Origin of the sequence: Paenibacillus sp. FSL K6-1217, from assembly GCF_045040735.1 — a bacterium.
Lineage (GTDB): Bacteria > Bacillota > Bacilli > Paenibacillales > Paenibacillaceae > Paenibacillus_AQ.
Window position 1 is genome coordinate 3,868,708 of the sequence record NZ_CP150271.1, and the last position, 25,322, is coordinate 3,894,029.

Here is a 25,322-nt window from a genome sequence, read left to right on the forward strand (position 1 = left end):
AGACCGAAGAACCCTTTCCAGCCCCTGGAAGGGTTCTTCATTCATCCGGGATTGCCCGAGCTGCGGATAAACCGGAGCACCTCATCCATCATAGCGGGACTCTCCCCGCTGTGGCAGACCATATGTCCGCTTTGCTCCATAATCAGCACCTGTCTGCGTTCCGCAGGGATGGTCTGCCGGAGATAGTCCGCACTTTTGAATCTCACCAGATGATCCCGCCTGCCTTGTACAATTAAGGTCGGCACCTCCAGACGGGGGTAGACCCCGAAGCTCTCACGGACCAGCCGCTGGAACTCCCGCGTGGCCCTCATGGGTGTAGAACCCCATTTGCTGAGGTAATTCCGGAGCATCTCCGGGCGGACCAGCGTACGCAGAATTTCTGCCGGATTCAGCGGATACACCGGGGTAGACAACAAGGTGAGCGACTGAATCCTGGAAGAATACTGGACGGACAGCCGCGATGCAATCAGCGCCCCGGTTGAGAAGCCGATCAGATGTACTTTTGCGGAGCCTGTGAGCAGCTGCTTCAGTTCCTCCTCGGCGCTTTGCTGCCAGTCTCCCCGGCTGGAGTGGAGCAGATCGCTTCTGCTGCCTCCATGTCCATGCAAGGTAAACATTCTGGACGCATAGCCGCTGCGCTCCAGATACTGCGCGAGCGGAGAAATCTCGTATTCGCCTCCGGTGAAGCCGTGTATAAATAGACAGCTCTCCATACCTCCTCCTCCCCCTAATCTTCTAATTCATCCATTTATAGAAAAATAAACCTAATCCCTCCCGAAGTCAAGTGGAACCGGCTTTGCCATCCTTCTAGGGACGTTACCCTTTCAGCAAGAAATCGTGCCTCCTTTGACAAGGGCAAAGCTGCCGGAGATATTTTCATAGTATGCGCAGCCGCCGGCAGGTTGTTTGGCGGCTGCGTATTTTTGCATGGCTAACCCAGTCATTCTCTTAAAAGCTCCATATCCTATTATCACACCATTCGAATGGTTACTGCCCTCCTGCAAGCTTCTCTCTCTCTTAACCGGCAGTCTAAACATGCTTATAGACCCAGACGACGGTTTGGGTCTTTTCATGAGCAGGCTGACGCCAGCTACTCTATTTCAGCTACTCTACTAAGAAAGGATGACTCATTTTGCCAAATTTCAGTTCTTTTCAGGCTAATCCGGACAATCTGCGCACACTTATTTTCGGCCGGGACCCTTCGACTCTGATCGACCGCCCGCTCACCACCGATGCCAGCGGGAACCTGACCACCGTCATCTTGAACGGCACCATCTCTAGCATACTTGGCACGACTATTACTGCTGGTACATTAACATCGGCCGGTACAATCACGAACATCCTTGCTGGTACGATTACTAGCGTGCTTGGTGCAACTATCACTGCTGGTACATTAACATCGGCTGGTACGGTTACAAACATCCTTGGTGGTACGATTACTAGCGTGCTTGGTGCGACTATCACTGCCGGTACATTAACATCCGCTGGTACGGTGACCAACCTACTAGATGGTACGATTACTAGTGTACTTGGTGCGACTATTACTGCCGGTACATTAACATCCGCTGGTACGGTGACCAACCTGCTAGATGGTACGATTACTAGTGTGCTTGGTGCGACTATTACTGCTGGTACATTAACATCCGCTGGTACGGTGACCAACCTGCTAGATGGTACGATTACTAGCGTGCTTGGTGCGACTATCACTGCCGGTACATTAACATCCGCTGGTACGGTGACCAACCTGCTAGATGGTACGATTACTAGTGTGCTTGGTGCGACTATCACTGCTGGTACTCTATCATCCGCTGGTACGGTGACCAACCTGCTAGATGGTACGATTACCAGTGTGCTTGGTGCGACTATCACTGCTGGTACTCTATCATCCGCTGGTACGGTGACCAACCTGCTAGATGGTACGATTACTAGTGTGCTTGGTGCGACTATCACTGCTGGTACGCTGAGCAGCGTAACCTCTATTTCCCAGCGCAGCTTTATTGAGCTGCCTACTACCGCAATTGCCACCTCAGACACCTATACGCCTCTACCAGCCAACAATACTAGCGTCCTTGGCACCTATTCCTACTTCATTGTGAATACCGGAGCCAATCCGGTGAATACACGGGTGGAGATCAGCGCAGACGGAACCAACTATTTCATCGATACAACCGGAGATAACCCGCTGCCTGCCGGCTCCGTAGATGTGATTGTGCCTGCCCGGTTCCTGAAATACACCCGCCTCTCCTATCAATCTGCCACGCCGGGTGCGGCTTCTACGCTTAATGTTATTTTTGATGCGCAAGGAACGTAAGCATACCTTCGTCATACGATGCAATTGCAAAGAGTGCATGGATTTCCATGTACTCTTTCCCGTGCGATATTCGGCTTTTACATAAGACGAATCTATAGCACAAGTCATATACGCAGCTTCGGCAATCGTCCGGAGGATATAAGAACTGTTGAGGAGGAAGGAATGTGAATCAAACTGCTAAACCTGCACTGGGAGTGCAGCTGATTGTCCAAAATGAGGCCGAATGGCTCCCCCGCTGCCTCGCCAGTCTACAGGGTGCCGATGAAATTATCGTGGTCGATACCGGCTCTGCGGACCTATCCGCAGATATCGCCCGTACGTATGGAGCAACGGTCGTCGAGGTCCCGTGGAGCAACGATTTCTCGGCGGCACGCAACACCGGGTTATCCTTTGCCGCCAGCGACTGGATTCTAGTAATAGATGCAGATGAGCAGCTGTTAACCTCCATAGCCTCTATCCGGGAGATGCTCCAAGACAGCACCGCCGAAGCCTACACGGTACGCATCGAGAACCTGCTGGGAAGCAGGCCGGAGGATCGTCTGTATCACAGTTCTGTGCGGCTGTTCCGCAAGCGGCCGGGCTATCTTTTCAGTGGAAGAATTCATGAAGCAGTAGATTCCTCGATTCTGCGGGCACACGGAGCCGGCGCTATCGCAACCAGCCCTATTGAGATTCTCCACTACGGCTACCTGCCCTCCATCATGAGCGCCAAAAACAAAATCAGCCGTAACGAACACCTGCTGCGGCTTACGCTGGAAGAAACGCCGGACGATGTGTTCACCCGTTATAATCTGGCGGTCACCTGCTGTCAGGACGGACGGCTGAAGGAAGCCGGAGAACTGCTGCGCCAGACCCTCACCCTCGCTCCGCTTCAGGCCTCTTACCGTCCTTCGGTCATTCGTGATCTATGCAAAATAGAGCTGGCCGCCGGTCATGTAAAAGCGATCGACAGCCTCCTGATCCGCGAGCTGACACGTTATGGAGATTATCCCGACCTGCATTACATTCAGGGCCAGTCCTGGGAGAGCCAAGGATTATATGAACGCGCCTTCCAGTCTTACCAGCATGCCATAAATACCGGAGCTGCCCCGGCTCCGCGCAGAGCATACGTCACCGAACAGGGCATGGACAGCTTCCGCCCGCTGCACCGGATGGGGGTTATCTCCCAGCAGCTGGGGAAGCAGAAGGAGGCCGCTCAGCTGTTCCACCGTGCACTTCAGTCGCACTCCCTGTATCTCCCGGCTCTGGAAGGGATCGCTTCTGCTTTTCAGGAGCTGGAGGTGCCGGATACAGACATCGCCACGCTGTTGCTACAGCTGACGGGGACAGCGCAGAGTGCCGCAAGAACTGCGATTATCGGTACTTTATTCGAGCTGGATGCTTATCAGGCCATTGCGGAGCTGCCTTCAGAGATTTTCCCGCTGGAGGAAGGCTCGTTGCTGCCCATCCTGTCTTCCTGGATTATCACCGGAAAATACCATGCGTTCAGGAAGACAGCCGCCAAGCTGCGGGCTAACTCCTTGCAGCTGCCGCCCGGAGGCGGAGGCTTGAATGCAGAGACTATGCGCCAGCTATGGCTGCTTGAAGCTGTCTTAACCTGGGAGCTGGGCGAGAAGCTGCCGGAGGAGCTGTGGCTGCAATCCCCTGCGGAGCTGCGCTCGGGACTGCTTGAGATCGGCACAGAATTGTCATCTGATTCCGCTGTACCGCAGACAGAACTCGCTAACACCGGGGACTCAACGTCGCTTTTAATTACCGAAGTGATCCGGCTCGCTGTGAAGCATCAGTTCCTCGCACTGGGCCAAAGGCTGGTTGAGCGATTCCCGGCACATACAAGCATTCTGGCAGAGGTGCTCTATGAAGAAGGCTGGCGTGCGGAAGCAGGGGAATTGTTCATCGGCCTTGCAGGCCGCAAGGAAGCTTCGGGGTTAACGCTGCGGTATCTCGCCGAGATGCTGGCGGATAACGGGCATTATGCGGAAGCCGCCAGCTGGTACCGCCTTGCCCTTGAAGAATCTCCTGCAGATGCTGAGGTTAGCGCCGGACTTGCGCTCTGTTATCTGCATCTGGCGGATCAGAGCCTCGGGGAAGCTATAGAACACCTCAAGGGGGAGGGGCAGCAGGCTCATGGTCCGCTTCAGGAGGACCGGGCAGCGCTTGCCCATTCGATCGGGGTGCTGCACCGCACGCCCTGGCATACGAAGTGGAACTACAAACAGCGGCAGAGAGGAGCGGAGCTAAGCTTATGACTACAACACACCAACCCTTAATCACCTTGTGCATGATCGTCAAAAATGAAGCCGACACACTGGCCCGCTGTCTGCGCAGTGTACGCGGGGTTGCGGATGAAATGATCATTGTGGATACCGGCTCCACCGACTCTACCCGTCCGATTGCCCGCAGCTTCGGTGCCCGGATCACCGAGTTCCCCTGGAATGGGGATTTTTCCGCTGCACGCAATGCCGGTCTGGCCCTGGCGCAGGGCACCTGGATTCTGGTGCTGGATGCAGACGAGGAGCTGGATCCGGGAAGCAGGGATGAGCTGCTGGTGTGCGCGAAGCATACGGAGTATGAGGGTTTTTTTGTGCGGATTCATAATCACAAGGGGACGGAGCGCGCTTCGCAGACCCTTACGGTCAACCCGATCCTCCGCATGTTCAGGAACCGCCCGGGCTATCGCTTCAGCGGAATTATCCATGAGCAGATTGCGGCAGTCATTGTGCAGGAGACCCCGGCAGCCGCGCTGCATATGGGCACCGTCATCGTCCATCACTACGGCTATGCCGACGGGGTGGTGGAGAAGAAAGATAAAATCAGCCGTAATCTCGGACTGTTAAAGGAGCAACTGAAGCAGCGTCCCGGAGATGCTTTTCAGCATTTCAATCTGGCGGTTGAATATATGCGGCTTGGTGATTACGGGCAGGCGCTGGAGCATATCGGGGTCTCACTGGACCAGGCTGAACCGGGAACCAGCTATATACACCTGCTCTATAAATACAAAGTCCGCTGCCTGGCGGTAACCGGTGATTATTCGGGTGCGCTGGAAGCCTGCGGACAGGGAAGCTCGCTCTTCCCGGACTATCCCGATCTCCACCATCTCCAAGGTGCGTTGCTGCTCCAGGTGTCAGCTCTAGCCGAAGCCAAGGCTGCGCTGTGCCGGGCACTCGAGATCGGAGCGGCGCCCCCCGCCTACCATACCGAATCCGGGATCGGCACGTACCTCACCCACACGCTGCTGGGGCAGGTCTGCCAGCAGATCGGCGAAGCGCATCAGGCAGCAGCCTGCTTCACCAGGGCAGCCCAGCTTGAGCCGGAGCCCTGGCCGCTGGTCGCCCGGCTGGTACGGCTGCTCCGGTGCTCCGGCCGCGAGTCTGAGATTCATGGCTGGCTGGCCGGTCATCTGCCCGGTATCCTGACGGAGCAGGGCCAGGAGCTTACGCGCCTGCTGGTAAGGGAGGGCTGCTATACAGCAGCTGCTGATGTGCTTAGAAGCGGGGCAGAGTCTGGTGCGGTGGATACTGGGGTGCGTGATGCGGGAGAAATGGATGCGGCGGCGCGGCGTGCGGAAGTAATTAATGCAGCGGCGCACGGGGCGGGAGAGGTTCATGATGCAAGGCCGGAGGAGTCACCTCATGCTGACTTGGCGCGGCGTGCGGAAGTAATTAATGCAGCGGCGCACGGGGCGGGAGAGGTTCATGATGCAGGGCCGGAGGAGTCACCTCATGCTGACTTGTTGAGGTTGTTGCGGCAGGCGGAAGCGGCTTCCGCAGCGGAGCTGAGCTACGAGGATATGACGGAGCTGCTTAATCATCCGGCGATTCTCCCGGCAGGACAGAACACAACAATCGCCGGAGCTGCTGCTGTGCAGCCCTGGATCATTTTGGCTGACAAAGCTCTGGCTGCGCTCGCAAACTCGGCAATGTATTCACCGGCGGCTGCGGCAGTCCGTCTCACACTTCCGCTTCCCAGATCAGCCGGTTAGTATATCATCAGATGATCGGAGTTGCGATAGGCCTTAAATGCATTTGGTACAACTAAAACGCCAGATAGCTCACCAATTTCCCGTTTAGTTGTATTTCGTACATTTAAACATCCGCTGATTCTTCCTTCTCCCCTTTTTGGGCATATTTAGTTGTACAGACTACAACTACCCAATGAAAGTGTGCTTTATCGCTCGTTTTAGGTGTACGTTCTGCAACTATCTCTGTATAGTCATTTTTTCAGGAGAGTGCCAGTGTGACAGAGCGCTCGCGGACTGAGGATCGCTTATTTTGAAGAAAACGCATGATTGGGAAGAGTTACGGACTTCACGGCGCTTAAAGGCGGGTATGCTGCCCAATATCATCGGTTAGAGAGACAATAGGCTCCTCTCAGTCCGCCACTCAGTAAAAAGTGCTTTTTTTGGGGAAATAACGGCTCTCCAGTCCGTCAGGAATATACCCGCTCCGCTTGCTTCGCACTCCCGCTTTTTCGATCAGATACTGATAGGAAGGAGCTTACAGGCTATGAATACTCCCGGGATCTCGCTCTGCATGATCGTCAAGAATGAAGCGCAGCATCTGGAGCAATGCCTGCTGTCTGTCCAGTGTGTAGTCTCGGAGATCATCATTGCCGATACCGGATCAGAGGATAACAGTATGGATATCGCCCGCAGGTTCGGTGCCCGGGTGGTCGCTCTGCCTTGGGAGCATGATTTCTCCTTAGCCCGTAACCATACTCTACGGCTGGCCTCCTATGGCTGGATTCTGGTGCTGGATGCAGATGAAGCCCTTGCCGGCTGGAAGCCGGATGAGTTGCAGGGCCTGCTGGAGTCGGAGCGTGCAGACGGGTATTTTCTGCCTTTTATTCATTATGTGGGTGAAGCCTTGGGGCCGGACTACGTGACAGACAATGTGTGCAGACTGTTCCGCAACGATGCACGTATTTATTTTCGCGGCAGCATTCATGAAGAGGTGGCCTCCAGCATCTGGAGCCTCCCCGGGGGACATATCGCTTATGCCCGTCTGCCGGTCCGCCATTACGGCTATCTGGAGACGGAGATTCAGCGCAAACATAAAGCCAGCCGCAATCTGGAGCTAATCCACACTGCTCTGCGGCTTGAACCGGACAGCGTGCCTCTGCGGTACGCACTTGGTACAGAGTATTACCAGCAGGAGCAATATCAGGCTGCCGCGGAGCTGCTGCTGCCACTTCTGGCTGAAGTTCCGCCAAACTCCGGCTATACAGCCGATCTGTATCTCAAGACAGCCTTCGCCCTCCAATCGGGCGGGTGGTTTGCGGACGCAGCGTCTGTCTATGAGGCCGGACTTAAGCTGTACGCAGATTTCACCGATCTGCTGGAGAGCTACGCGGGACTGCTGGTCGGGCAAGGGCAGCTATCGCGGGCTTACCCTCTGCTTCAGCGGGCGCTGGACAGCGGCGATACCGCGCATAAATACCCGTCCTCTTCGGGCAGCGGGACCAGCCGCACCCGCGTATCCGCCGGACGGGTCTGCGAGCGGCTGTTCCTCTACGAGGAAGCGCTGGAGCACTACCGGCAGGCGCTCGCCTATACGCCTGACGATCTTGCCGCCTGGGAGCAGCTGGCCACGCTGCACCTGCTGGCCGGGCAAGCGGAGCAGCTGACGGCGTTCACCCGTCCGCTGCTCCCTGCCCTGCCCCGGCGAGTGCTGAGCAGGCTGGTGCCTGCCGCACTCAATGCCCGCGCCGCCCCGTGGCTGGCGGCGCTTCTCGCAGCACCGCATCTGCCGGATGATATCCGGCAGGTGCTTCAGGTGCTGCTGGGGACGCTGTTCCGGGACCCGGAACAGCCCTTGGCCGCATCCGCCGGGCTTGCGCGGATGCGGGGGAATGCGCCGGATAACCCGTGGGTATCCGGCTATCTGTGGGCCTTGACCTGCCGCAGCGGCGGCATCGCCGCGGCAGGTCAAGGCTTCGGGCGGCTGGCGGAGCTGCCGCCCGGGCTCGCGGCCGTGCACCGCCGGCTCGCGCAGCAGAGCGGGGATACACCGCTATGCTGCACGGACCTTTCACCGCCCAGCCGGGCAGACGTTTCATACGCTGCACAGCTGCTGCTCCAGTCAGGCGCCTGGGACACCTTACTCCTGCTGGGCAGTCACTCGGGCGCTGCACGCTTCCTCTGGAGCAGACTGCCCCTGCCGCTGCTGCGGGGGTTGCGGGATGCACCTGCACCGTTTAAGGTGCAGTGGTGTGCCATGTATACAGGGCAGGCTGAATACCGCCCACCCGTCGATGCTGCCGAATGGCTGCTCTATGCAGCCATCGCTACGTCCTGCGGGCAGGCCCCGCAGCTTTCGCCCGCCGATGAACAGGCGCTGCGCCAATCCGGCAGCGCTGCCGCAATCATTGGCCTTAGTTACCACAAGCTACTGCTTGCGGCGGAGGTTCACCCACAGGGTAACCTCCCCGCTGCAGGAAGCATTCCTTGGCTGCTGCTTGTGAAGTCGGCGCTTCAGAGGGAAGGATGACAAAGGGGAGGGCTTTATAATTGTTCAAACAGTGAATTTGCGTACAATGTTTATCAGGTTGGGAATGTGGCAGTCCGGCTCATTGGGCACCCGGCAAAGCAAACAAAGACCTTGAGGATAAGCACCCTCAAGGTCTTTTAAACATCACTATCAGTTGTGAACATTATATTCTTTAGCAATTCCCCGTCCATTAAGTCCGTACGAGGCTGAGATCACATAGTAGTTATAATTTTCATATTGTAAATGTTCAAGCAAACCCTCTATCTTTTCCTAAAACATCGGCCATCCGGAATCCTTTTGTTGCTCTAACCATTTCTTCGCTCTCTTTGTGAAGTGCAACCGCCCCCCAACCCGCTCACCACCCGTCAGTCATCAGGACCGGCTTGATTTCGCCGTCGGTGAATTCCAGCTTGTCGATGCATAACATGCGGTTGCCTGGCTCCGGGTCGCCAATCAGTCTGCGGTGATAGACGATCAGCCATTCATCGCGATCCGGCAGATGCAAATATCCGTGATGGCCGGGGCCTTCCGCCACGGGCTCCTGCCTCTCCAGGATCGTCCCCTTGTTCCCGAACGGACCCAGCGGGTTATTGCTTACACCGTAAGCGACCCGGTAAGTCCCGTTCGTCCACCCGCCCATCGACCACATCAGGTAATACAGGCCGTCCTTCTTAATCATACACGGCCCCTCCACATAACCCGGCGGAGTAACGGAACGGACGATCTCTCCATCCGGGAAAGGAATGAACCCTGTCATCTCCTCATTCATCCGGGCCACGTTGCAATGTCCCCAGCCCCCGTAATACAGGTAGATTGCCCCGTCGTCATCCTTGAATAGATGAGCGTCGATCGGCTGGGCGCCGTGGATGAACCCGCCGATCAGCGGCCGGTGGAGATACCCCCGGTACGGGCCCTCGGGAGCATCCGCGACGGCAATCTCCAGCCCGCCGGCTTCGCCGTCCTTCTGGATATCGTTGGAGGCAAAGACAAGATAATGCCGGCCGCCATGCTCAATCTGGGTCGGAGCCCATACCGCCCTCCAGATCCAGGGAAAATCATCCATTTCAATGATGCTCTCGTGGATTGTCCAATGGATCAGGTCCACGGAACTGAAGACATCCAGGTTCATCTGCCGGGTATATTCCGTAAAAGATCTGGTGGCATACACATAATGCCTGCCCTCATAGGTTCTTGCTTCAGGGTCTGCATACCAGCCCGGCACGATCGGGTTCGTGATTCCTCGCAAAACACTCACTCCTTTTTCTTCGGTCAGAGCGCATCAACTGCTGTAGAGCCTGCTCTCTTCCGGTTCCCGGACCCAGACCTGCATGAACCCCGGCTCCCTGTTATCCCAGGCATAATAAGGGATGAACCGAAGCAGACTGCCGTCTTCATCCCGGCTCTGCAGCACCGTTACCCCGCCCAGCAGCTCCGGCAGGTGCTCCGCCCGGAATACCGCCCCGGCCGGAATAGAGAAGGCGTCATAGGCGCGTCCGGGATGATCACTCTGTTCCAGACAATATACAACGGGTCCACGCTGCACGGCAACCCGCCCGATATCGGCCTCCACCTCCGGCCGGGCCCGCACCTTATTCACGGGCATATCCAGCTCAAGCACAACCTTATCTCCCGGTTCCCACTTCCGGTCCAGCACCAGATATCCCTGCTCCGTCAGGGATTCCGGCCCGCCGATAGTGGCACCGCCAGCCTTCAGCCGGTATCCTCTGCACCATTCCGGCACGCGCAGCCGGATACTGAAGCAGGCACTTGCGGCAGGATTCACTTCAAGCTCCATCCGGCCGTGCCAGGGATACCGGGTGCTTAGGTTCAGCCTGACGCCCAGCCCGCTGGCAAGCACAAGCTCCGCTTCGCTGTTCATATATTGATTCACCGCCAGGCCGTCCTCTGTAACAGCATAAGCGTATTGGCCCAGGGAAGGCAGAAAGCGGGCCAGATTGGTCGGACAGCAGGAGGTTTCGAACCAGGGCACACGATGATGCCCGCCCTGGGAAGCAAGCGGATTCTCATAGAAATACTTATCCCCGGACAGGGAGATTCCTGACAAAGCGCCATTATACATCTCACGTTCGACCACATCGGCATATTTGCCGTCCCCAAACGTCAGATTCATCCGGTGATTCCAGAACACCATGGCAATGGCGGCGCAGGTCTCGCAATAGGCGGTCTCATTGGGCAGGTCATAATCGGAAGTGAAGCCTTCATTGTGCCTGGACGGCCCAATGCCGCCCGTAACGTACATATTGCGCTCCACCGTATGTGTCCAGACCCGGTGCAGAGCCTCCGCATAGGCGGAATCGCCGGAAGCATGGACAATATCCGCCATTGCCGTATACAGATACACCGCCCGGACGGCATGGCCCGTGACCTGCTTAATCTCGCGGACGGGAACATCGTCCTGGCAATAAGCCGGTCCCCACTCGGGGTTATCCCAGATCGCGCCCGAGCCGTGACCATGGCCGCGCTCCTCCAGCAGCCACAAGGCCAGCTTCCAGTAGCGCTCCGTCTGTGTGGCGCGGTACAGCTTCACCAGCGCCAGCTCGATCTCCTCATGCCCTTCCACCCAGTGCCGCTTGCCGGGGCCGAACACCGCGTCATAATGATCGGCCAGACGACAGGCCACCTCCAGCAGCTCACGCTTGCCGGTAGCCTCATAGTAGGCAACCGCCGCTTCAATCAGATGGCCGCCGTTATACATCTCATGCTTCTCCATGTCCGTCCACTTGCCCTCAGGATTCTCCAGGGTGAAGTAGGCGCACAGATAGCCGTCTTCTTCCTGTGCAGCCGAGATCAGCCCGATGATCCGGTCGGCCTCAGCCTCCAGCGCCGCATCCCGCTCCGACATCAGCGCATAGGCAACGCCTTCAAGCACCTTGTAGACATCTGAATCATTATAATATTTGCCTTCGTAATGTCCTTCCAGCAGTCCTCCGGCCTTGGCGAAGTTCCTGATGCGGCCGGTCTCCTCACATTTGGACAGGCAGTCCGGCAGTGTGGTCTGCCGGAGCACCTTCAGGCGCGGCAGCCAGAACTGGTCATCTATGGTGACTCTAGTAAAAGACACGCCCTGCCAGGCATGAATCCTTGCTTGTTGCTCATCCATTTCCGTTCCCCGCCTCCTTTATCCTTTTAATCCCGTTAAGGTAATCCCCTCCAGGAAGTAACGCTGCCCGGCCAGAAATACAATGACACAGGGCAGAACAACCGTGGCCGAGGCCGCCATCAGCAGATCCCACTGCGCGGTGTAGGTGCCCTGGAACATCTGCAGGCCCAGGGCGAGGGTGAAGAGACTATCGCTTTTCAGATAAATCAGCGGACCCATAAAGTCGTTCCAGGAAGCCAGAAAGCTGAATAAGGCAACCACGATGATTGCAGAGCGGCTTAACGGAAAGATGATCCGGGTATAGATCTGCCAGTAATTCGCCCCGTCCACAAAGGCCGCTTCGTCAAAATCGCGCGGAATCGTCAAATAGAATTGCCGGAGCAGGAAGATATTGAAGATTCCCCCGCCGAAATAAGCAGGCACAATCAGCGGATACAGCGTATCGTAGAAGCCGATCGCCTGCCAGCCGAGAAAGCTCGGGATCATCGTGACGGCCGCCGGCAGCATCATACTGGTCATCAGGACCGCGAACACCGTATCTCTGCCCTTCCACTGAATCCGTGCGAATCCGAACGCTCCGATGCTGCTGGTAATCACGGTCCCCACAAGCACCGTGACCACAATAATCAGCGTATTCTTGAAGAAGACATCGAACGGCAGCACCGTCAGCGCCTTATGGAAGTTGCTCCACTGAAACGGCTTCGGTATCCATTCGGGGGGCATGGTAAAAATCTGCGATAAATTCATCAGCGAGCTGCGGATCAGCCACACAAACGGGATGATAAACATGCAGGAGATCAGGATAAGCGCTCCGTAGCCTGCGGTAAGTGACAGCTTCGATGGCTTCAAGCACGGTCCCCCCCTTCGTAATACACCCACGACTTCGAGGTTCTGAAGACGATAAAGGTGAAGAACAGAATAATGATGAACAAGATCCAGGCCAGCGCGGACGCATACCCCATCTCGGCATCCCGAAAGCCCGTTCTCCACAGATAAAATACATAGAACAGACTCCGGTTATTCGGTCCGCCCTGGGTCAGAATATAGGCTTCGTTGAAGACCTGAAACGAACCGATAATGGTCATGATGGTATTGAAAAAGATCGTCGGCGTGACCATCGGAATTGTCACATGGCTCAGCTTGCGGAACCAGCCGCCCCCGTCCACCTCAATGGCCTCGTAATACTGCCGGGGGATGCCGGAGAGTCCCGCGAGGAAAATAATCACCGTGCTGCCGATGCCCCACAGCGTGGTGAGGACCACCGACGGGATGACGCTCCCTTCCCCGTACAGCCAGTTGCTGGTCGGCAGATGCAGGCGGCTCAGCAGCGAATTGATGAGGCCCAGATCGGGGTTCAGCAGCCACATCCAGATCATGGCCGAGGCCACCGCCGGAACGATGCTCGGAAGGTAGATGATGGTACGGAAGATCGCCCTTCCCTTCACATTGAGGTTCAGCAGCAGCGCGATGCCGAAGGAGAGGAGTATCACCGCAGGCACTCGCAGTACAACGAAATAGAAGGTGATGCCCAGCGATTTATAGAACAGCTCATCCTCACCCGAGAACAGCCGCATGTAATTATCCAGACCCACAAAGGCAGTCTGCTCCTTGAACACATTATAGTCGGTCAGGCTGAGCACCAGGCTTGCGATCATGGGACCCAGCGTAAAAATGGCAAATCCAAGTATGGCGGGGGCGGTGAACAGCAGCCCGTAGAACATTCCCTTTCGCATACCGGCCTCCAGTCTCGAATTTCCTGCAAAAAGAACGGCGAACGAGACACCGGACGCCGCTCTTTTCCCTGAATTCGCAGTTGTTTATTCCTTGATATCGCGGCGTCCCTTAATCTGGGCCTGGGCCTTCGCGGCGATGGAGTCCATCGCTTCCTGGGCGGTCTGCTGGCCGAGCCATACCTTATCCAGGGCGGGATTGACCAGATCCATAATATTGTTGAAGTTCTTCACATATCCGGTCGGCGTCTGATGGCCTTTACTCAGAATCACATCCACGATGGCCTCTTTATAGCCGGACGGTCTGGCATCCAGGTTCTCCGTCCATTTGGCCAGCAGCGCAGGATCGGTGTACCATTCCTTAGGGGAAGGCATCCAGGTTCCGGCTGTCAGCATATCAATGGAAGCTTCAGGATCAAGCAGCGCCTTCAGCAGCTCCCAGGTCTCCTGGGGATGCTTCGTGGATTTGAAGATGGAGAACATGCCGCAGACCACGGTGGTAACGGGTTCCTTCATGACAGGCATCACCCCGACATTGAAGTTGAACTTCGATTGGGCGAGGCCTGCGCTTGCCCATTGCCCGTCTACCGTCATCGCCACCTTCTTGGTCTGAAGGGCCACATTCGTTGCCGGAATATTCTTGGACTGCACCGGTGAAGGGGAGACATGATGCACATTCATGAGATCGGATATTTTCTGGAGGGCTTCCACTGCCTCCGGCTGGTTAAGGCCGAAGGTCTTGCCGTCCGCCGAGATGAAATCCCCTCCGTTGGAGTAGATAAAGTTGCTGTATACGCCCCACCAGGTGGAGATATTTGCGCCGTATTGTTTGATTTTTGCCGGATTAAAGCCCTCCTGGTCTGCTGTCTTGCCGTTCGTGTCCACCGTGAGCTTCTTCGCGACTTCAACGAATTCATCCCAGGTCCAGGCATCGGCCACATTCGACGGGGGAGGTTCAATTCCGGCTTCCTTGAAGATATCCTCATTGTAGAACAGGCCGAAAGATTCAGGTCCCGGGCCGATCCCGATCACATTGCCCGGCTCCAGCGAGTAGGTAATATTGGGAACCAGCGTATCCGGACTGATGTCCGCATCCGTATCGAGAAATTCCTGGAGATTGTAGAACTTGCCCTGCTCTGCCATCGGGAAGGCAATCGTGCCTGATTCCATCATCGCAATGTCCGGAACATCATTTCCGGCGACCATAGTCGTCAGCTTGGTATCATAATCCGCAGCGATATGCTGAAGCTCCACCTTGATATTCGGATACTTGGCCTCGAAATTCTGGATGGCTTTTTTGTAAGGCGCCACTTCCTCCGGCGAACCCCAGACGGTCATCCGCAGCTTAATATTCTCCTTCGCTCCGGAATTCCCGGAAGACGCGGACGTCTCAGGGCTTGCTGTACCCGACTTCGAGCACGCAGACAGCACCGCAGCAAGCATCAGAACCAGAGCCAATGTAATGAAGACTGATTTCCTGGGTTGCAACATATTCGGAAGCCCCTCTCGATTTCTAAGTTCAACGGGTTCATAGCTGCAGTCTATGATGTGTTTATTATAAATTAGAAGATAACGCTTACATAACCCTAATCTCTTTGGATTGGTGGACTGGGATTGGGCTTACAGGGGCAGGGTAATGATCACCCTGGTGCCTTGTCCGGGAGCGGAGACCATGGATATTCCATACGCACTGCCGTAGGTCATCTGGATGCGGTCAATCGTATTCTTAATGCCCACCGAAGAAGAGGGCTCGTGCAGAATCGCTTGTACCGTTTCCTGGCTCATGCCGCAGCCGTTGTCGGCCACCTCATAATACCGGGTTGCGCCGTCAATCCAGCCGCGAATTCCGATGAGGCCGCCCGAATCGGTCTGATCGAAGCCGTGCAGAATCGCGTTCTCTACGAAAGGCTGGAACAGCAGTCTGGGCACATCGTATTCAAAGAGACGCGGGTCCATATCAACCTCTACGCTGAACTTGTCCTCGAAGCGGATAGACATAATATAAAAGTAGTTCTTCATCCAGCTCATTTCCTCCGACAACGCAACGGCGTCCCAGGTCTTGCGGGAGGTATAATGCAGCATATTGGACAGGCAGACAAGCATCCGGCTCAGCTCCTGCTGATCGTTCTCAATCGCCATCCAGTTCATTACATTCAGGGTATTGTACAGGAAATGCGGGTGCATCTGCATGTTCAGCGCCTGAATCTCGGCCTCCTTCTCCTTCAGCTTGATCTCGTAATTCTCCGTCACGAGCAGATGAATCCGGTCATTCATCCGGTTGAAGCGCTGTGTCAAAATGCCGAACTCGTCATTGCTCACCACATCCACGCGGGTCTGGAAATCTCCTTCTCCCACCGATCTCATTGCGCTTAACAGCCGCTTGATGGGCCTTGTAATTTTGCCGGCAATGAAGAAGGCGAAGACCAAAGCCACGATCCCCATCACAACGGCCAGCACGGTAATGGAGGTGCGGATCACCGGCACGAAGCTGCTCACCAGGCCCGCTTCAGGCATCCACACCACGGACATCCACCCGGTCACCTCCGAACGGTCAAAGCAGACGATTACCGCTTCGCCGTCCAGCGTCATTCTCCGCGCCCCGCTGTTCTCCCGCTGCAGTTCATCCAGCCATGCCTCCCTATAAGTCTGCGCAACGGTTCCCGGATCACTGCTGGCCACAACCTTATCTTGCGGATCAAGCACCATGTAGTGCGAGTTGCCCGGAATGCTGTCCGCGTACAAGGATCTAAGCACCTCGGATTTGAAGCTAATGGCAAGTACAGGGCGTTCCACCCCCGCATCCATTTTTTCCAGCTTCGTATTGCTGAGATAGGTGAAATCAAGCACGCGTGTGGCCGAGAACAGATAACGATACTCCAAATTTCCGTTCTGCAGATAGGGCTGGTTGAACATGGATACGAAATCAAAGGTAGGAATCCACACCAGCTTTCCGCCCGCCTGCCGGGCAATCCCGTAGATATCCGATTGAGTCGGATCTCCTTGCGGAAGCGATTGTCCGAAGGTGAAGTAGGAGGTCCAGAGCTGGTAGGCGTAAATATCCTGGTTCTGGGAGAAATACTTGCTAAGCACTGCTGTCACCTGACGGTCCGCAGCGAACAGTTCTGCCTGATTCGCAGGGTCGAGCTGGCTGAATATGCGGAACAGATCCTTATCGAGAAATAAGGACATGCTGTTCTGGTCCACAATCCGCAGCTTCGTGTCCATGACTTCATTATTCTTTTTGACAATCTCATACACGTTTTTCTGCGCCTGCTCCGTGATAATCCTCAGACTGGTCCGATAGAATAATGCCCCGAGGACAAGCAGGGGAATCGCGATCAGCAGGATGTAGCTTGCCAGCAGCCGGTAACGGAAGGTGATCTTCATATCTCCCGTTTCCTTTGGGAGAGTAAGTGCTGATAGGCTTTGGGAGACAGGCCGTGAACCTTCTTGAAGACGCGGCAAAAGTATTTCGTGTCCTGAAAGCCGCATTTCAGGGAAATTTCATATATCCTGAGCTTCTCCCCGGCAAGCAGCTCCTTGGCCCGCTTCATCCGGGCTGCCGTCACATGCTCGGAGAAGGTCTTTCCCGTCTTGCTCTTGATCAGTGTACTGAAATAGGAGGGGTTGAAATGAAACAGCTCGGCTGCCCGCTCCAGCGTGATGTTCTCATTCGTATGGTGCTCTATCCAGTCCAGGCATTGGGCAATAACGGCCTCGCTCTTATCCTGTCTGGATAAGGCCAGGGCCAGATGCACTTCCCGGAGGGCATGGTTCAGCCGGTCCAGCAATTCCCCGTATGAGCGGCATGAACGGATGAGCAGTGTGGCCGTATCGGCCAGCACCTGCCCGGCCCGCTTGCCCAGAATATCCTGATGGTCGCTGCGGATCTGCAATAGCATCAGCGATGCTTGCTCCTTCAGCCCCATCGGGCTGGCCTGTCCGCCATCCGCAAGCTGGCAGACCGCCGCAGCGCAGGCTTCCTGAACCAAAGCGGCATCCTCCATGAACAAAGCCTCGTACAGCCTGCCCCAATCGGGAGCCACCGCTCCCGCAGATGAACCTAGCTCATCCGCGAACAGCAGCCCCTGCCGGAAATCGTAGAAGTTATAGCTGTTGGCCGTTCTGGCAGCCAGATAGGACCGCGGCGCTTCAGCGAGCAGAGAGTGGCATTCCGGCCCGATTCCGTGGGCAAGCTGTCCGGCACTTGCCCATTCGCCGGCCAAGGACCGGGCGATGGACCGGGCCTCCTCCCGTTTCTCCGGGGTAAGCCCATCCAAGGTAACTAAGGTAACGGCTGCCAAATATCCATCCCCCAGCATTCCGCCGAGCGGAACCGTTATGGCTCCCCCCCACTGGCACCAAGCCTGCTCCAGAGCACGGACGAACAAGCTGCTGTCCGGCCTCTCTCCGCTGTCCCGGCCGTATTTCAGCTCCGAATACACAGCGATACCGCTCTCACGCAGCCATTCATAGCGCCGCAGCTCCTCCAGCTCCTCCGAGCCTGCACCTCCATTCAGCCAGGACAGCATCAACCGGCTCAGGTAAGCGGAAGAGGCCAGCTTCAGCTGGTGCTGCCGCTCCTCTTCTTCACGGTACTGCTTCTTTTCCGCTGTCAGCAGCAGGTCGATCCGGCTTAAGACTTCGGCGATTTTATCCGTTTCCACCGGCTTCAGCAGATAATCATAAGCCCCATGGCGAACCGCCTTCTGCGCATACTCAAACAGATTGTAAGCGGATACCATTACCACCCTGGATTGCAAGCCCTCTTCCTTCAGCCGTTCCAGAAATTCAAGTCCATCCATACCGGGCATACGGATATCCGTCAATATCGCTTCCGGCCGCTGGGATTTCACCAGCTCCATAGCCGCCAAGCCATCCTTCGCCGTCACCACCTGATCCTCCGGCCGAAGGCGTCCAATCAGATGAACCATCCCTCTGAGATGTCTGGGCTCATCATCTACGATCAATATTCTCACTGTACTCAGCCCCCCGACATTGGTTTGCAGTTCAGATCATCCGCTTGCTTTGCCCTAATTATAGAAGTCATTCCGGCTTAATCATAGTGTACGAATGTTAGATTGGTGGATTATCATTGGGCCCATGGAAGCCGGGTTAATGAAGCAAGCAGACAACGACCCAAAAGGGAAAGGGACGCTTCTCCAATGACAGAGAATCGTCCCTTTTTTTGCGCTTGCAGCTTGTAAGAAAGAATAGGATGTGCCGTTCTAATCCCCGCTGCCTGCATTCGCTCCGGGATTCCCGGCATTCCCGGCATTTCCCGCATTTGCACCCGGTTCAGAGTTACCGCCTCCGTCCGGTGTGTTATGCTCACCGTTGTTCGCATTCCCGCCTGACCCGCTTCCGCCCGCTGGTGTGCTGTCCGTGCCGGTGCTGCTCTTCTCCGTATTCAGCGAAGGCGCCGGAATGGCGATACCCGGGGCACTGTTGCCGTTCTCGCCGACGGGCTTGCCCTGATTATCGTAGTAGTACATCGGAACGTCGCCGACCACCATCAGGTAGGAGACAGGAATCTCCGTATCCACCACCTGCGGCTCCATATCAAAGGGAATGACAACAGCTACCTCGGTAACGATATGAATATACACTTCAACGAGAATCATATTGATTCCGGCATTCTGCTGCCGTGTGTTGAGCTCTACCTTCACCGCCCCCTGAGGCTCCACCTTGATCGGAATATCCGGACCATAGGAGGCAATCAGCGGACTGCCGAGCGCCTGGCCGAGCGGAATATATTCCGTCCGGTTGTGCAGTTCCTGCAGCGTGGACTGGATGACCTCGGCCGCCTGCGAGGTAATCCGCATATGCTCCTTGTAGTTGAGCATGAAGCCGGAGATTTTGCCGTTCTTATCGGTCTTCCAGTCGATCAGCGCCTCGGCATTCCCGCCGTCCGCCACCTGAGAGGTAATCGCCTTGTTAATCGATTCCGTGGCGATCTGCTTCACCCGGATCTGCGCCAGATGGAGAATCGGCGGCTTCAGATGCTGCTCCACATAACGCAGCCCCTGAAATACCGCCAGGATCAGCAGCAGGCTCACAATGATCCAGAACCTGCCCCGTCTGCGCGGCTTCCGCCCCTTGCCTCCGGCAGCCTCCTCCCTCCCGGCCCTGCTGCGGAACAGGCTGAAGCCGCCGCCCGCACGCCCGGCCTTGCGCCAGGCCCGCTGGCCCGGAGCGCGCGCTGCGCTACCGGACGGCTTCGCTGTCCCGTAGCCCGCTCCACTCCGGCCCAGCCGGACGCCGGACCTGGACGGCTTCGCCACGAAGCCCCCGCTCCGCCCCCAGCTCCCGCCGGGCAGCCCCGCGCCGGGTCTGGATGGCTTCGCTTCGAATCTGGCACCCGGACCCGGCGGCCGGGTGCCCCCTCTGGACGGCCTGGCCTTGAATGCCTGGCGGCGTCCGCCCGGCCCCCGCAGAGTGCTTCCGCTGAAGTCCGGCAGCCGCAGCCGCCCGAAGAGCGGCATGCCTGCGCTTCGCTTCCCCCATTTTCTGATTCTGCCCATGCCCTGCAGTCCCTCCCGACATTCCTGCGGTCAAGCCGCTCCCTGTACTAATAGGCTATTCAGCGCAAACGCAAAATAACCCCACAAAAGTGGGGTTAGCTTTGAAGTGCTTTGAAGTGCAGTGTCCATGGACGGCGATATCGTCCATCCTGACCTTAATGTCCTGCCCGTCTGTGCTTATCCTCCTGGAGATGCCCCCAGTGCAGACGCACAAAGATCGCCAGCAGAATCAGCATAAATACGCCATACCACAGCAGATAACCGTCCCAGTCCTCACGCGGAACAATCAGCGAGGAGCTGAGCGTACCGAACAGCCAGATGAAAGACAGATTGCCAAGCACCGTCCCCCAGACAAAAGCCGCAGGCTTCATCGGTGACACAGCCGACATCAGGTTGATAATATTGCTGGGCACAATCGGAATCGTACGCAGCAGCACCAGAGTCCAGATGCCGTAACGGTCCAGATAGGTCTGCCATTTCTCATACTTCTGGAGCTTGTAGCCCCATTTGCGGTCGAACCAGTCGAAGAGATAACGCCGGAAGAGAAAGTAGACGAGTACCGCACCCAGGTTGCAGGCCAGCCAGCTGACAGCCATCCCGCCGATCACTTCGAATACGGAGACATGGAGCACAATCAGGATCGCCAGGGGGAAAAATCCGAACAAGCTTTGCAGCACCGCAAGCGGAAAGGTAGCCAATACAATGGACGGGCCGCTAAGTCCAAGGCTTTGCAGCAGCCAGTCAATCCAGACATTAATCATCTCGGTCATGGAGCGTTCTCCTTTCCTGACTCCTTGCAGCATGTAAAGGAACCGCTCATTAGCGAAGCATGAGGAAGCATATAAACTCTTATCTTTTGAAGAAAAACACCCCTGGCGGGGTGTTAAGTGACAATCAAATAATCCTTCTGCTTAGCGTACAAGTTACAGAATTGTTGCTTATTTTCTCTCATCATAGCACACATCGGTCGCCGCCGCCAGATCACCGGACCCTCCGGATTTCACTTAAGCCGAGACGCCGGCGATCCACTCATTAACCTTGGCTTCGTTGCTATCTACCCATTCCTTGGCCGCTTCTTCAGGCGATTGTCCGCCTTGAATCTTGACCATGACCTGCTCCATATCCTCGGCCGTCCATTTGAACTGACTCAGGAACAAGTGAACATCCGGCATATCGTCCTTCAGGCCTGAGCGGACCATAGTATGAATCTGCTCGGCACCGCCATAGACATTCTTCGGATCATCCAGATACTTGAGGTCCATATTGGCGAACATCCAGTGCGGAGTCCAGCCTGTGACGACAATCGGTTCATTCTTGTCAAAAGCCTTCTGCAGCTCCTGCGCCATCGCCGCCGAGGAGCTCTCCAGCAGCGTATAATCGCTCAAGCCGTAGGCTTCGAGCGCTTTTTCCGTAGCCGTCATAATTCCGGCCCCCGGCTCAATCCCGATAATCCGCTTATTCAGCGTTGCCGCGACTTCCGCATTGTTCAGATCCTCAATGGAGTTGATCTCCATATAGGCGGGAACGGCAAGCCCGGTCTTCGTTCCATCCAGATTCACGCCGGCATCTTCAATATCCTTGCCGTATTTCTCCAGGTAAGAGGCGTGGGTGCTCGGCAGCCAGGCGGCTACCATTGCATCGGCGCTTCCGTCGGCAATCCCGGCCCACATCGGCCCGGCATCGACCTGCAGCATCTCCACCTTCACGCCGAGCTTCGACTCCAGTACTTCCTTGACTACATTTGTACTGGCAATCTCGGAATCCCAGGCCACATAGGCCAGCTTCACCGTGCTGTTATCCTTGGACGAACAACCGGCTACCAGAATGACTGCCATCAGCAGCATGAGCATCATTAGCGGTCTGCGTTTCATCGAATGAGTTCTTTTCATATTCATCATACACTCCTATCCTTGTTGTTTGGGTTTGAACAGCTTCTGGGTCAGACGATCCAGCAGTATGGCAATAATAACAATGGCAATCCCCGCCTCGAAGCCCGCACCGGTCTTGGCCTGCGATACCGCACGGTACACATAAGCCCCGACCCCTTGGGCCCCGATCATCGACGAGATAACAACCATGGACAGCGACAGCATGATCGTCTGATTAATACCGGCCATAATGGTCGGCATGGCGATCGGCAGCTGAAGCTTGAACAGCTTCTGCCCTGCCGTTGAACCGAAGGCATCCGCAGCCTCCACCAGCTCCGGCGAGACTTGACGGATCCCCAGGTTGGTTAAGCGGATCGTCGGCGGAATCGCAAATATAATAGAAGCAATGACACCGGGAACGACCCCCAGCGAGAAGAAAGACACGGCCGGAAGCAGATATACGAACGCCGGCATCGTCTGCATGAAGTCTAAGATAGGGGTGGCGATGTTCTGGAAGGTCCGGCTCTGCGCACAGAATACTCCCAGCGGAACCCCGATCACCACCGCCAATATGGAGGCTGTCAGCACAAGGGCCAGCGACTGCATCGAAGGACCCCATAATCCAAGATTATCGATCAGCAGGAGTCCGAGCACTGCGAACAGTGCCATCCGCCATTTGCCGATCCAGTAGGCCAGAGCGGCGATCAGCAGGGTGAGCACAAGAGCCGGCAGGAAATTCAGCGCCGCATCGATTCCGCTCACCATTCCGCCGATCACAGCATGAATGAAGTCAAATATCGGACCGAAGTAGGTTGTGAGCCAATTTTCGATCCATTCTACGCCCTTCCCGAGCGGGATTTTGGGTAAATTCATGAATGAAATCCTCCTTCCGGAACCGCGTTACCGGCCAGGGCAGACAGCACTGCCCCTTTGATCACAATTCCCTTCAGCTTCTCGCCTTCTCCGACGACTGCCACCGGCAGATGCGTCTCCGACATCAGCTCGAACAGATCATTCAGCAGGGTATCCGGCTGGACACGGGGAATCTCGCGCTGCATCACTTCCAGGATACTGCGATTCTCCTTCAAGGCCTGTGAGGCATTATCCGCTGTCAGCAGACCTTGCAGCTGCATCTCATTATCCGCCACATACAGGCTGGAGACCCCGCTGTCCCGCATCAGCTGCAAGGCAACCCGGGGTCCGCGTTCCGGGCGGATCATCTCCGGCTGGCGCATCACATGCGAAGCCGTCAAGACCTTGGACAGATCCACATCCTCTACGAAGCGTTCCACATATTTGTTCGCAGGCTGAATAAGAATTTCTTCCGGCGATCCAATCTGGACAATGACCCCGTCCTTCATCAGGGCAATACGGTCCCCGATCCGCAGCGCTTCATCCAGATCATGCGTGATGAAGACAATCGTCTTCTTCACTCTGGATTGCAGCTCCAGCAATTCCTGCTGCATATCCTTGCGGATCAGCGGATCAAGCGCACTGAAGGCTTCATCCATCAGCAGAATGTCAGGATCATTGGCCAGACCGCGCGCCAGACCGACACGCTGCTGCATGCCTCCGCTGAGCTGATCCGGACGGTGATTCTCCCAGCCCTTCAGCCCCACAAGCTCCAGAGCCTCCATCGCCAGCCGGGTTCGTTTGCCTTTCTCCACACCCTGGACTTCCAGTCCGTATTCTGCGTTGGCCAGCACACTGCGGTGCGGGAACAGCGCGAACTTTTGAAAGACCATACCGATATTCTTCCGCCGGAATTCTCTTAGCTGCTCCGGGTTCATCTTGACAACGTCCTTGCCTTTGAACAGCACCTGTCCTCCGGTCGGCTCAATCAGCCGGTTCAATAGACGGACGAGCGTCGATTTACCGCTGCCCGACAATCCCATAATGACGAATATTTCTCCTTCTTCAATGCTGAATTCGGCTTTGTTCACTCCGACCGTCAGCTTGGCTTCCTTGGCGATTCTTTCTTTGGACCAGCCTTGTTCTAATAATGGAAGCGCCCGTGCTGCATCATGACCGAATACTTTGGTTAACTCTTTCACCTCTATAATTGCCATGGTGACCTCCTTCTCCCCTTATACTTTCGGGTTAATGCTACTGACCTAGTGTAACGGACTTACGAAAAGAGAAGCAAAGCGCATATTCGGTTAAAATTTAGTGTACAGTTTTAACTTTACAAACTTTACGTATAGAATACTCTGTTTAACGCCGTATTCCATTACTGATGAATTCTTTACTTCTTGCCAAGGATTTGATTACAATACACTGGAGAGGTTTCTAGCCTGTCAGCCTATTCCTCAGGAGGGACATCATGAACGATTTAGAGGGGCTTCAGCCCGAGCAAATAGAGAAGATCAGCAAGGCCCGTGAACGAGTGATTGATTCTATCGGCAAAAACATGGATTTATACGGCATCACCTTGTCCATCGGGCATTTATACGGCTACATGTACTTCAAGGAGGGCCCGGTCACACTGGATGAACTGAGCAGTAACATGGGCATGAGCAAGACCTCAATGAGTACTGGGGTGCGTACGCTGCTGGATCTGAAGATGATCGACAAAGTCTGGGGTAAGGGCACCCGCAAGGATCTGTTCGAGGTGGTTCCCGACTGGCATCAGAACTTCAGCGATTACTTCTCCATTAAATGGAGAAAAGCGGTGGAAGGGAATATGACCGCCCTGAACAAATCGCTCGCCGAGATCCGGCAGATGAAAATCGATTATGCGGACGAGCCTGACACTACCCGGCTGCTCCACACCGATGAGATCAAAATTGAGGAAGCCATCAAATATTACCGCTGGCTGCTGAAGCTGATCGAGTCGCTTGAAACCGGCAAGATCTTTGAATTAATTCCTAAAGAATAATATCAGCCTTATGCGTTCAAAGTATTCTGCACATGCTGAAAAGGCTGTCACCAAAAGGGGATGTCCCATAAGCCATGAAATGGCAGGGACATCCCTTGTTTTGGAGTTGGATGGACGTTTGCGCTCGGTGAGGACGCTCCGTGAACGAAACGTTGTTACAATCGCTGTGGTCTCCAGATTTTTTTCATTCCCCTATTCGGTGAAAATCCGGAGACCAAGGCGACCGCTATCGCTTCTCCGCGGGTCGTTTCGTCCTCTCCACTGTTTAAGCGGGAAATGGAACTACCTATTTTGGACACCCGCACGCTAGCAAATGTATGCTGTTTTTCACATACATTCGGGCTATCGCCTGCATTTGATCACAATGTATGCTGTTTTCCACATACATTCGGGCCATCGCCT

The 25,322-nt window shown here is 55.7% G+C and carries 19 protein-coding genes; 5 read left to right on the plus strand and 14 right to left on the minus strand.

The window, feature by feature from the left end; genetic code table 11:
• Positions 1-41 precede the first annotated feature (41 nt).
• Both MHH28_RS17000 and MHH28_RS17005 read right to left on the minus strand, forming a co-directional pair.
• Entirely contained in the window at positions 42-713 is a 672-nt protein-coding gene (locus MHH28_RS17000; protein WP_405104247.1) for an alpha/beta hydrolase, read from the minus strand.
• Positions 714-1,152: 439 nt separating this feature from the next.
• Positions 1,153-1,293 (minus strand): hypothetical protein, encoded by a 141-nt coding sequence (locus MHH28_RS17005; protein WP_405104248.1) that lies wholly within the window; start codon positions 1,291-1,293, stop codon positions 1,153-1,155.
• Positions 1,294-1,444: 151 nt separating this feature from the next.
• On the opposite strand from MHH28_RS17005, the gene MHH28_RS17010 reads away from it, so the two are divergent.
• From MHH28_RS17010 to MHH28_RS17025, 4 genes are all read left to right on the plus strand, one after another.
• On the plus strand, positions 1,445-2,311 hold the full coding sequence (locus MHH28_RS17010; RefSeq protein WP_405104249.1) for a DUF6385 domain-containing protein: 867 nt from the start codon (positions 1,445-1,447) through the stop codon (positions 2,309-2,311).
• Positions 2,312-2,475: 164 nt separating this feature from the next.
• Entirely contained in the window at positions 2,476-4,560 is a 2,085-nt protein-coding gene (locus MHH28_RS17015) for a glycosyltransferase (protein WP_405104250.1), read from the plus strand.
• Positions 4,557-6,293: a glycosyltransferase gene (locus MHH28_RS17020; RefSeq protein ID WP_405104251.1), complete on the plus strand. Its 1,737-nt coding sequence runs from the start codon at positions 4,557-4,559 to the stop codon at positions 6,291-6,293. The genes MHH28_RS17015 and MHH28_RS17020 overlap by 4 nt, the downstream gene beginning before the upstream one ends.
• Positions 6,294-6,816: 523 nt before the next feature.
• Positions 6,817-8,799: a glycosyltransferase gene (locus MHH28_RS17025; protein ID WP_405104252.1), complete on the plus strand. Its 1,983-nt coding sequence runs from the start codon at positions 6,817-6,819 to the stop codon at positions 8,797-8,799.
• A gap of 355 nt (positions 8,800-9,154) precedes the next feature.
• On the opposite strand, the gene MHH28_RS17030 is transcribed toward MHH28_RS17025, so the two are convergent.
• The 12 genes from MHH28_RS17030 to MHH28_RS17085 all read right to left on the minus strand — a co-directional run bounded on the left by MHH28_RS17030 (position 9,155) and on the right by MHH28_RS17085 (position 24,111).
• Positions 9,155-10,054: a glycoside hydrolase family 43 protein gene (locus MHH28_RS17030; RefSeq protein ID WP_405104253.1), complete on the minus strand. Its 900-nt coding sequence runs from the start codon at positions 10,052-10,054 to the stop codon at positions 9,155-9,157.
• A gap of 24 nt (positions 10,055-10,078) precedes the next feature.
• Positions 10,079-11,920 (minus strand): glycoside hydrolase family 127 protein, encoded by a 1,842-nt coding sequence (locus MHH28_RS17035; protein WP_405104254.1) that lies wholly within the window; start codon positions 11,918-11,920, stop codon positions 10,079-10,081.
• A gap of 18 nt (positions 11,921-11,938) precedes the next feature.
• Positions 11,939-12,709 (minus strand): carbohydrate ABC transporter permease, encoded by a 771-nt coding sequence (locus MHH28_RS17040; protein WP_405117146.1) that lies wholly within the window; start codon positions 12,707-12,709, stop codon positions 11,939-11,941.
• Between the two features lie 56 nt (positions 12,710-12,765).
• Complete coding sequence (locus MHH28_RS17045) at positions 12,766-13,653, minus strand: carbohydrate ABC transporter permease (RefSeq protein ID WP_405104255.1); 888 nt, start codon at positions 13,651-13,653, stop codon at positions 12,766-12,768.
• 84 nt (positions 13,654-13,737) lie between these two features.
• On the minus strand, positions 13,738-15,141 hold the full coding sequence (locus MHH28_RS17050; protein WP_405104256.1) for an ABC transporter substrate-binding protein: 1,404 nt from the start codon (positions 15,139-15,141) through the stop codon (positions 13,738-13,740).
• Positions 15,142-15,270: 129 nt separating this feature from the next.
• Positions 15,271-17,037 (minus strand): sensor histidine kinase, encoded by a 1,767-nt coding sequence (locus MHH28_RS17055; protein ID WP_405104257.1) that lies wholly within the window; start codon positions 17,035-17,037, stop codon positions 15,271-15,273.
• Positions 17,034-18,629 (minus strand): response regulator, encoded by a 1,596-nt coding sequence (locus MHH28_RS17060; protein WP_405104258.1) that lies wholly within the window; start codon positions 18,627-18,629, stop codon positions 17,034-17,036. The genes MHH28_RS17055 and MHH28_RS17060 overlap by 4 nt, the downstream gene beginning before the upstream one ends.
• 249 nt (positions 18,630-18,878) lie before the next feature.
• Positions 18,879-19,709, minus strand: coding sequence for a sporulation protein YunB (yunB, locus tag MHH28_RS17065; protein WP_405117148.1), 831 nt, complete (start codon positions 19,707-19,709; stop codon positions 18,879-18,881).
• Between the two features lie 620 nt (positions 19,710-20,329).
• Positions 20,330-20,944 (minus strand): TVP38/TMEM64 family protein, encoded by a 615-nt coding sequence (locus tag MHH28_RS17070; protein ID WP_405104259.1) that lies wholly within the window; start codon positions 20,942-20,944, stop codon positions 20,330-20,332.
• A gap of 234 nt (positions 20,945-21,178) precedes the next feature.
• Positions 21,179-22,063, minus strand: a complete 885-nt coding sequence (locus tag MHH28_RS17075; protein WP_405104260.1) for a glycine betaine ABC transporter substrate-binding protein — start codon at positions 22,061-22,063, stop codon at positions 21,179-21,181.
• Between the two features lie 15 nt (positions 22,064-22,078).
• Complete coding sequence (locus MHH28_RS17080; RefSeq protein ID WP_405104261.1) at positions 22,079-22,915, minus strand: ABC transporter permease; 837 nt, start codon at positions 22,913-22,915, stop codon at positions 22,079-22,081.
• Positions 22,912-24,111, minus strand: coding sequence for a glycine betaine/L-proline ABC transporter ATP-binding protein (locus MHH28_RS17085; RefSeq protein ID WP_405104262.1), 1,200 nt, complete (start codon positions 24,109-24,111; stop codon positions 22,912-22,914). Before MHH28_RS17085 ends, MHH28_RS17080 begins: the two co-directional genes overlap by 4 nt.
• A gap of 254 nt (positions 24,112-24,365) precedes the next feature.
• On the opposite strand from MHH28_RS17085, the gene MHH28_RS17090 reads away from it, so the two are divergent.
• On the plus strand, positions 24,366-24,920 hold the full coding sequence (locus MHH28_RS17090) for a GbsR/MarR family transcriptional regulator (RefSeq protein ID WP_405104263.1): 555 nt from the start codon (positions 24,366-24,368) through the stop codon (positions 24,918-24,920).
• Positions 24,921-25,322: the final 402 nt, after the last annotated feature.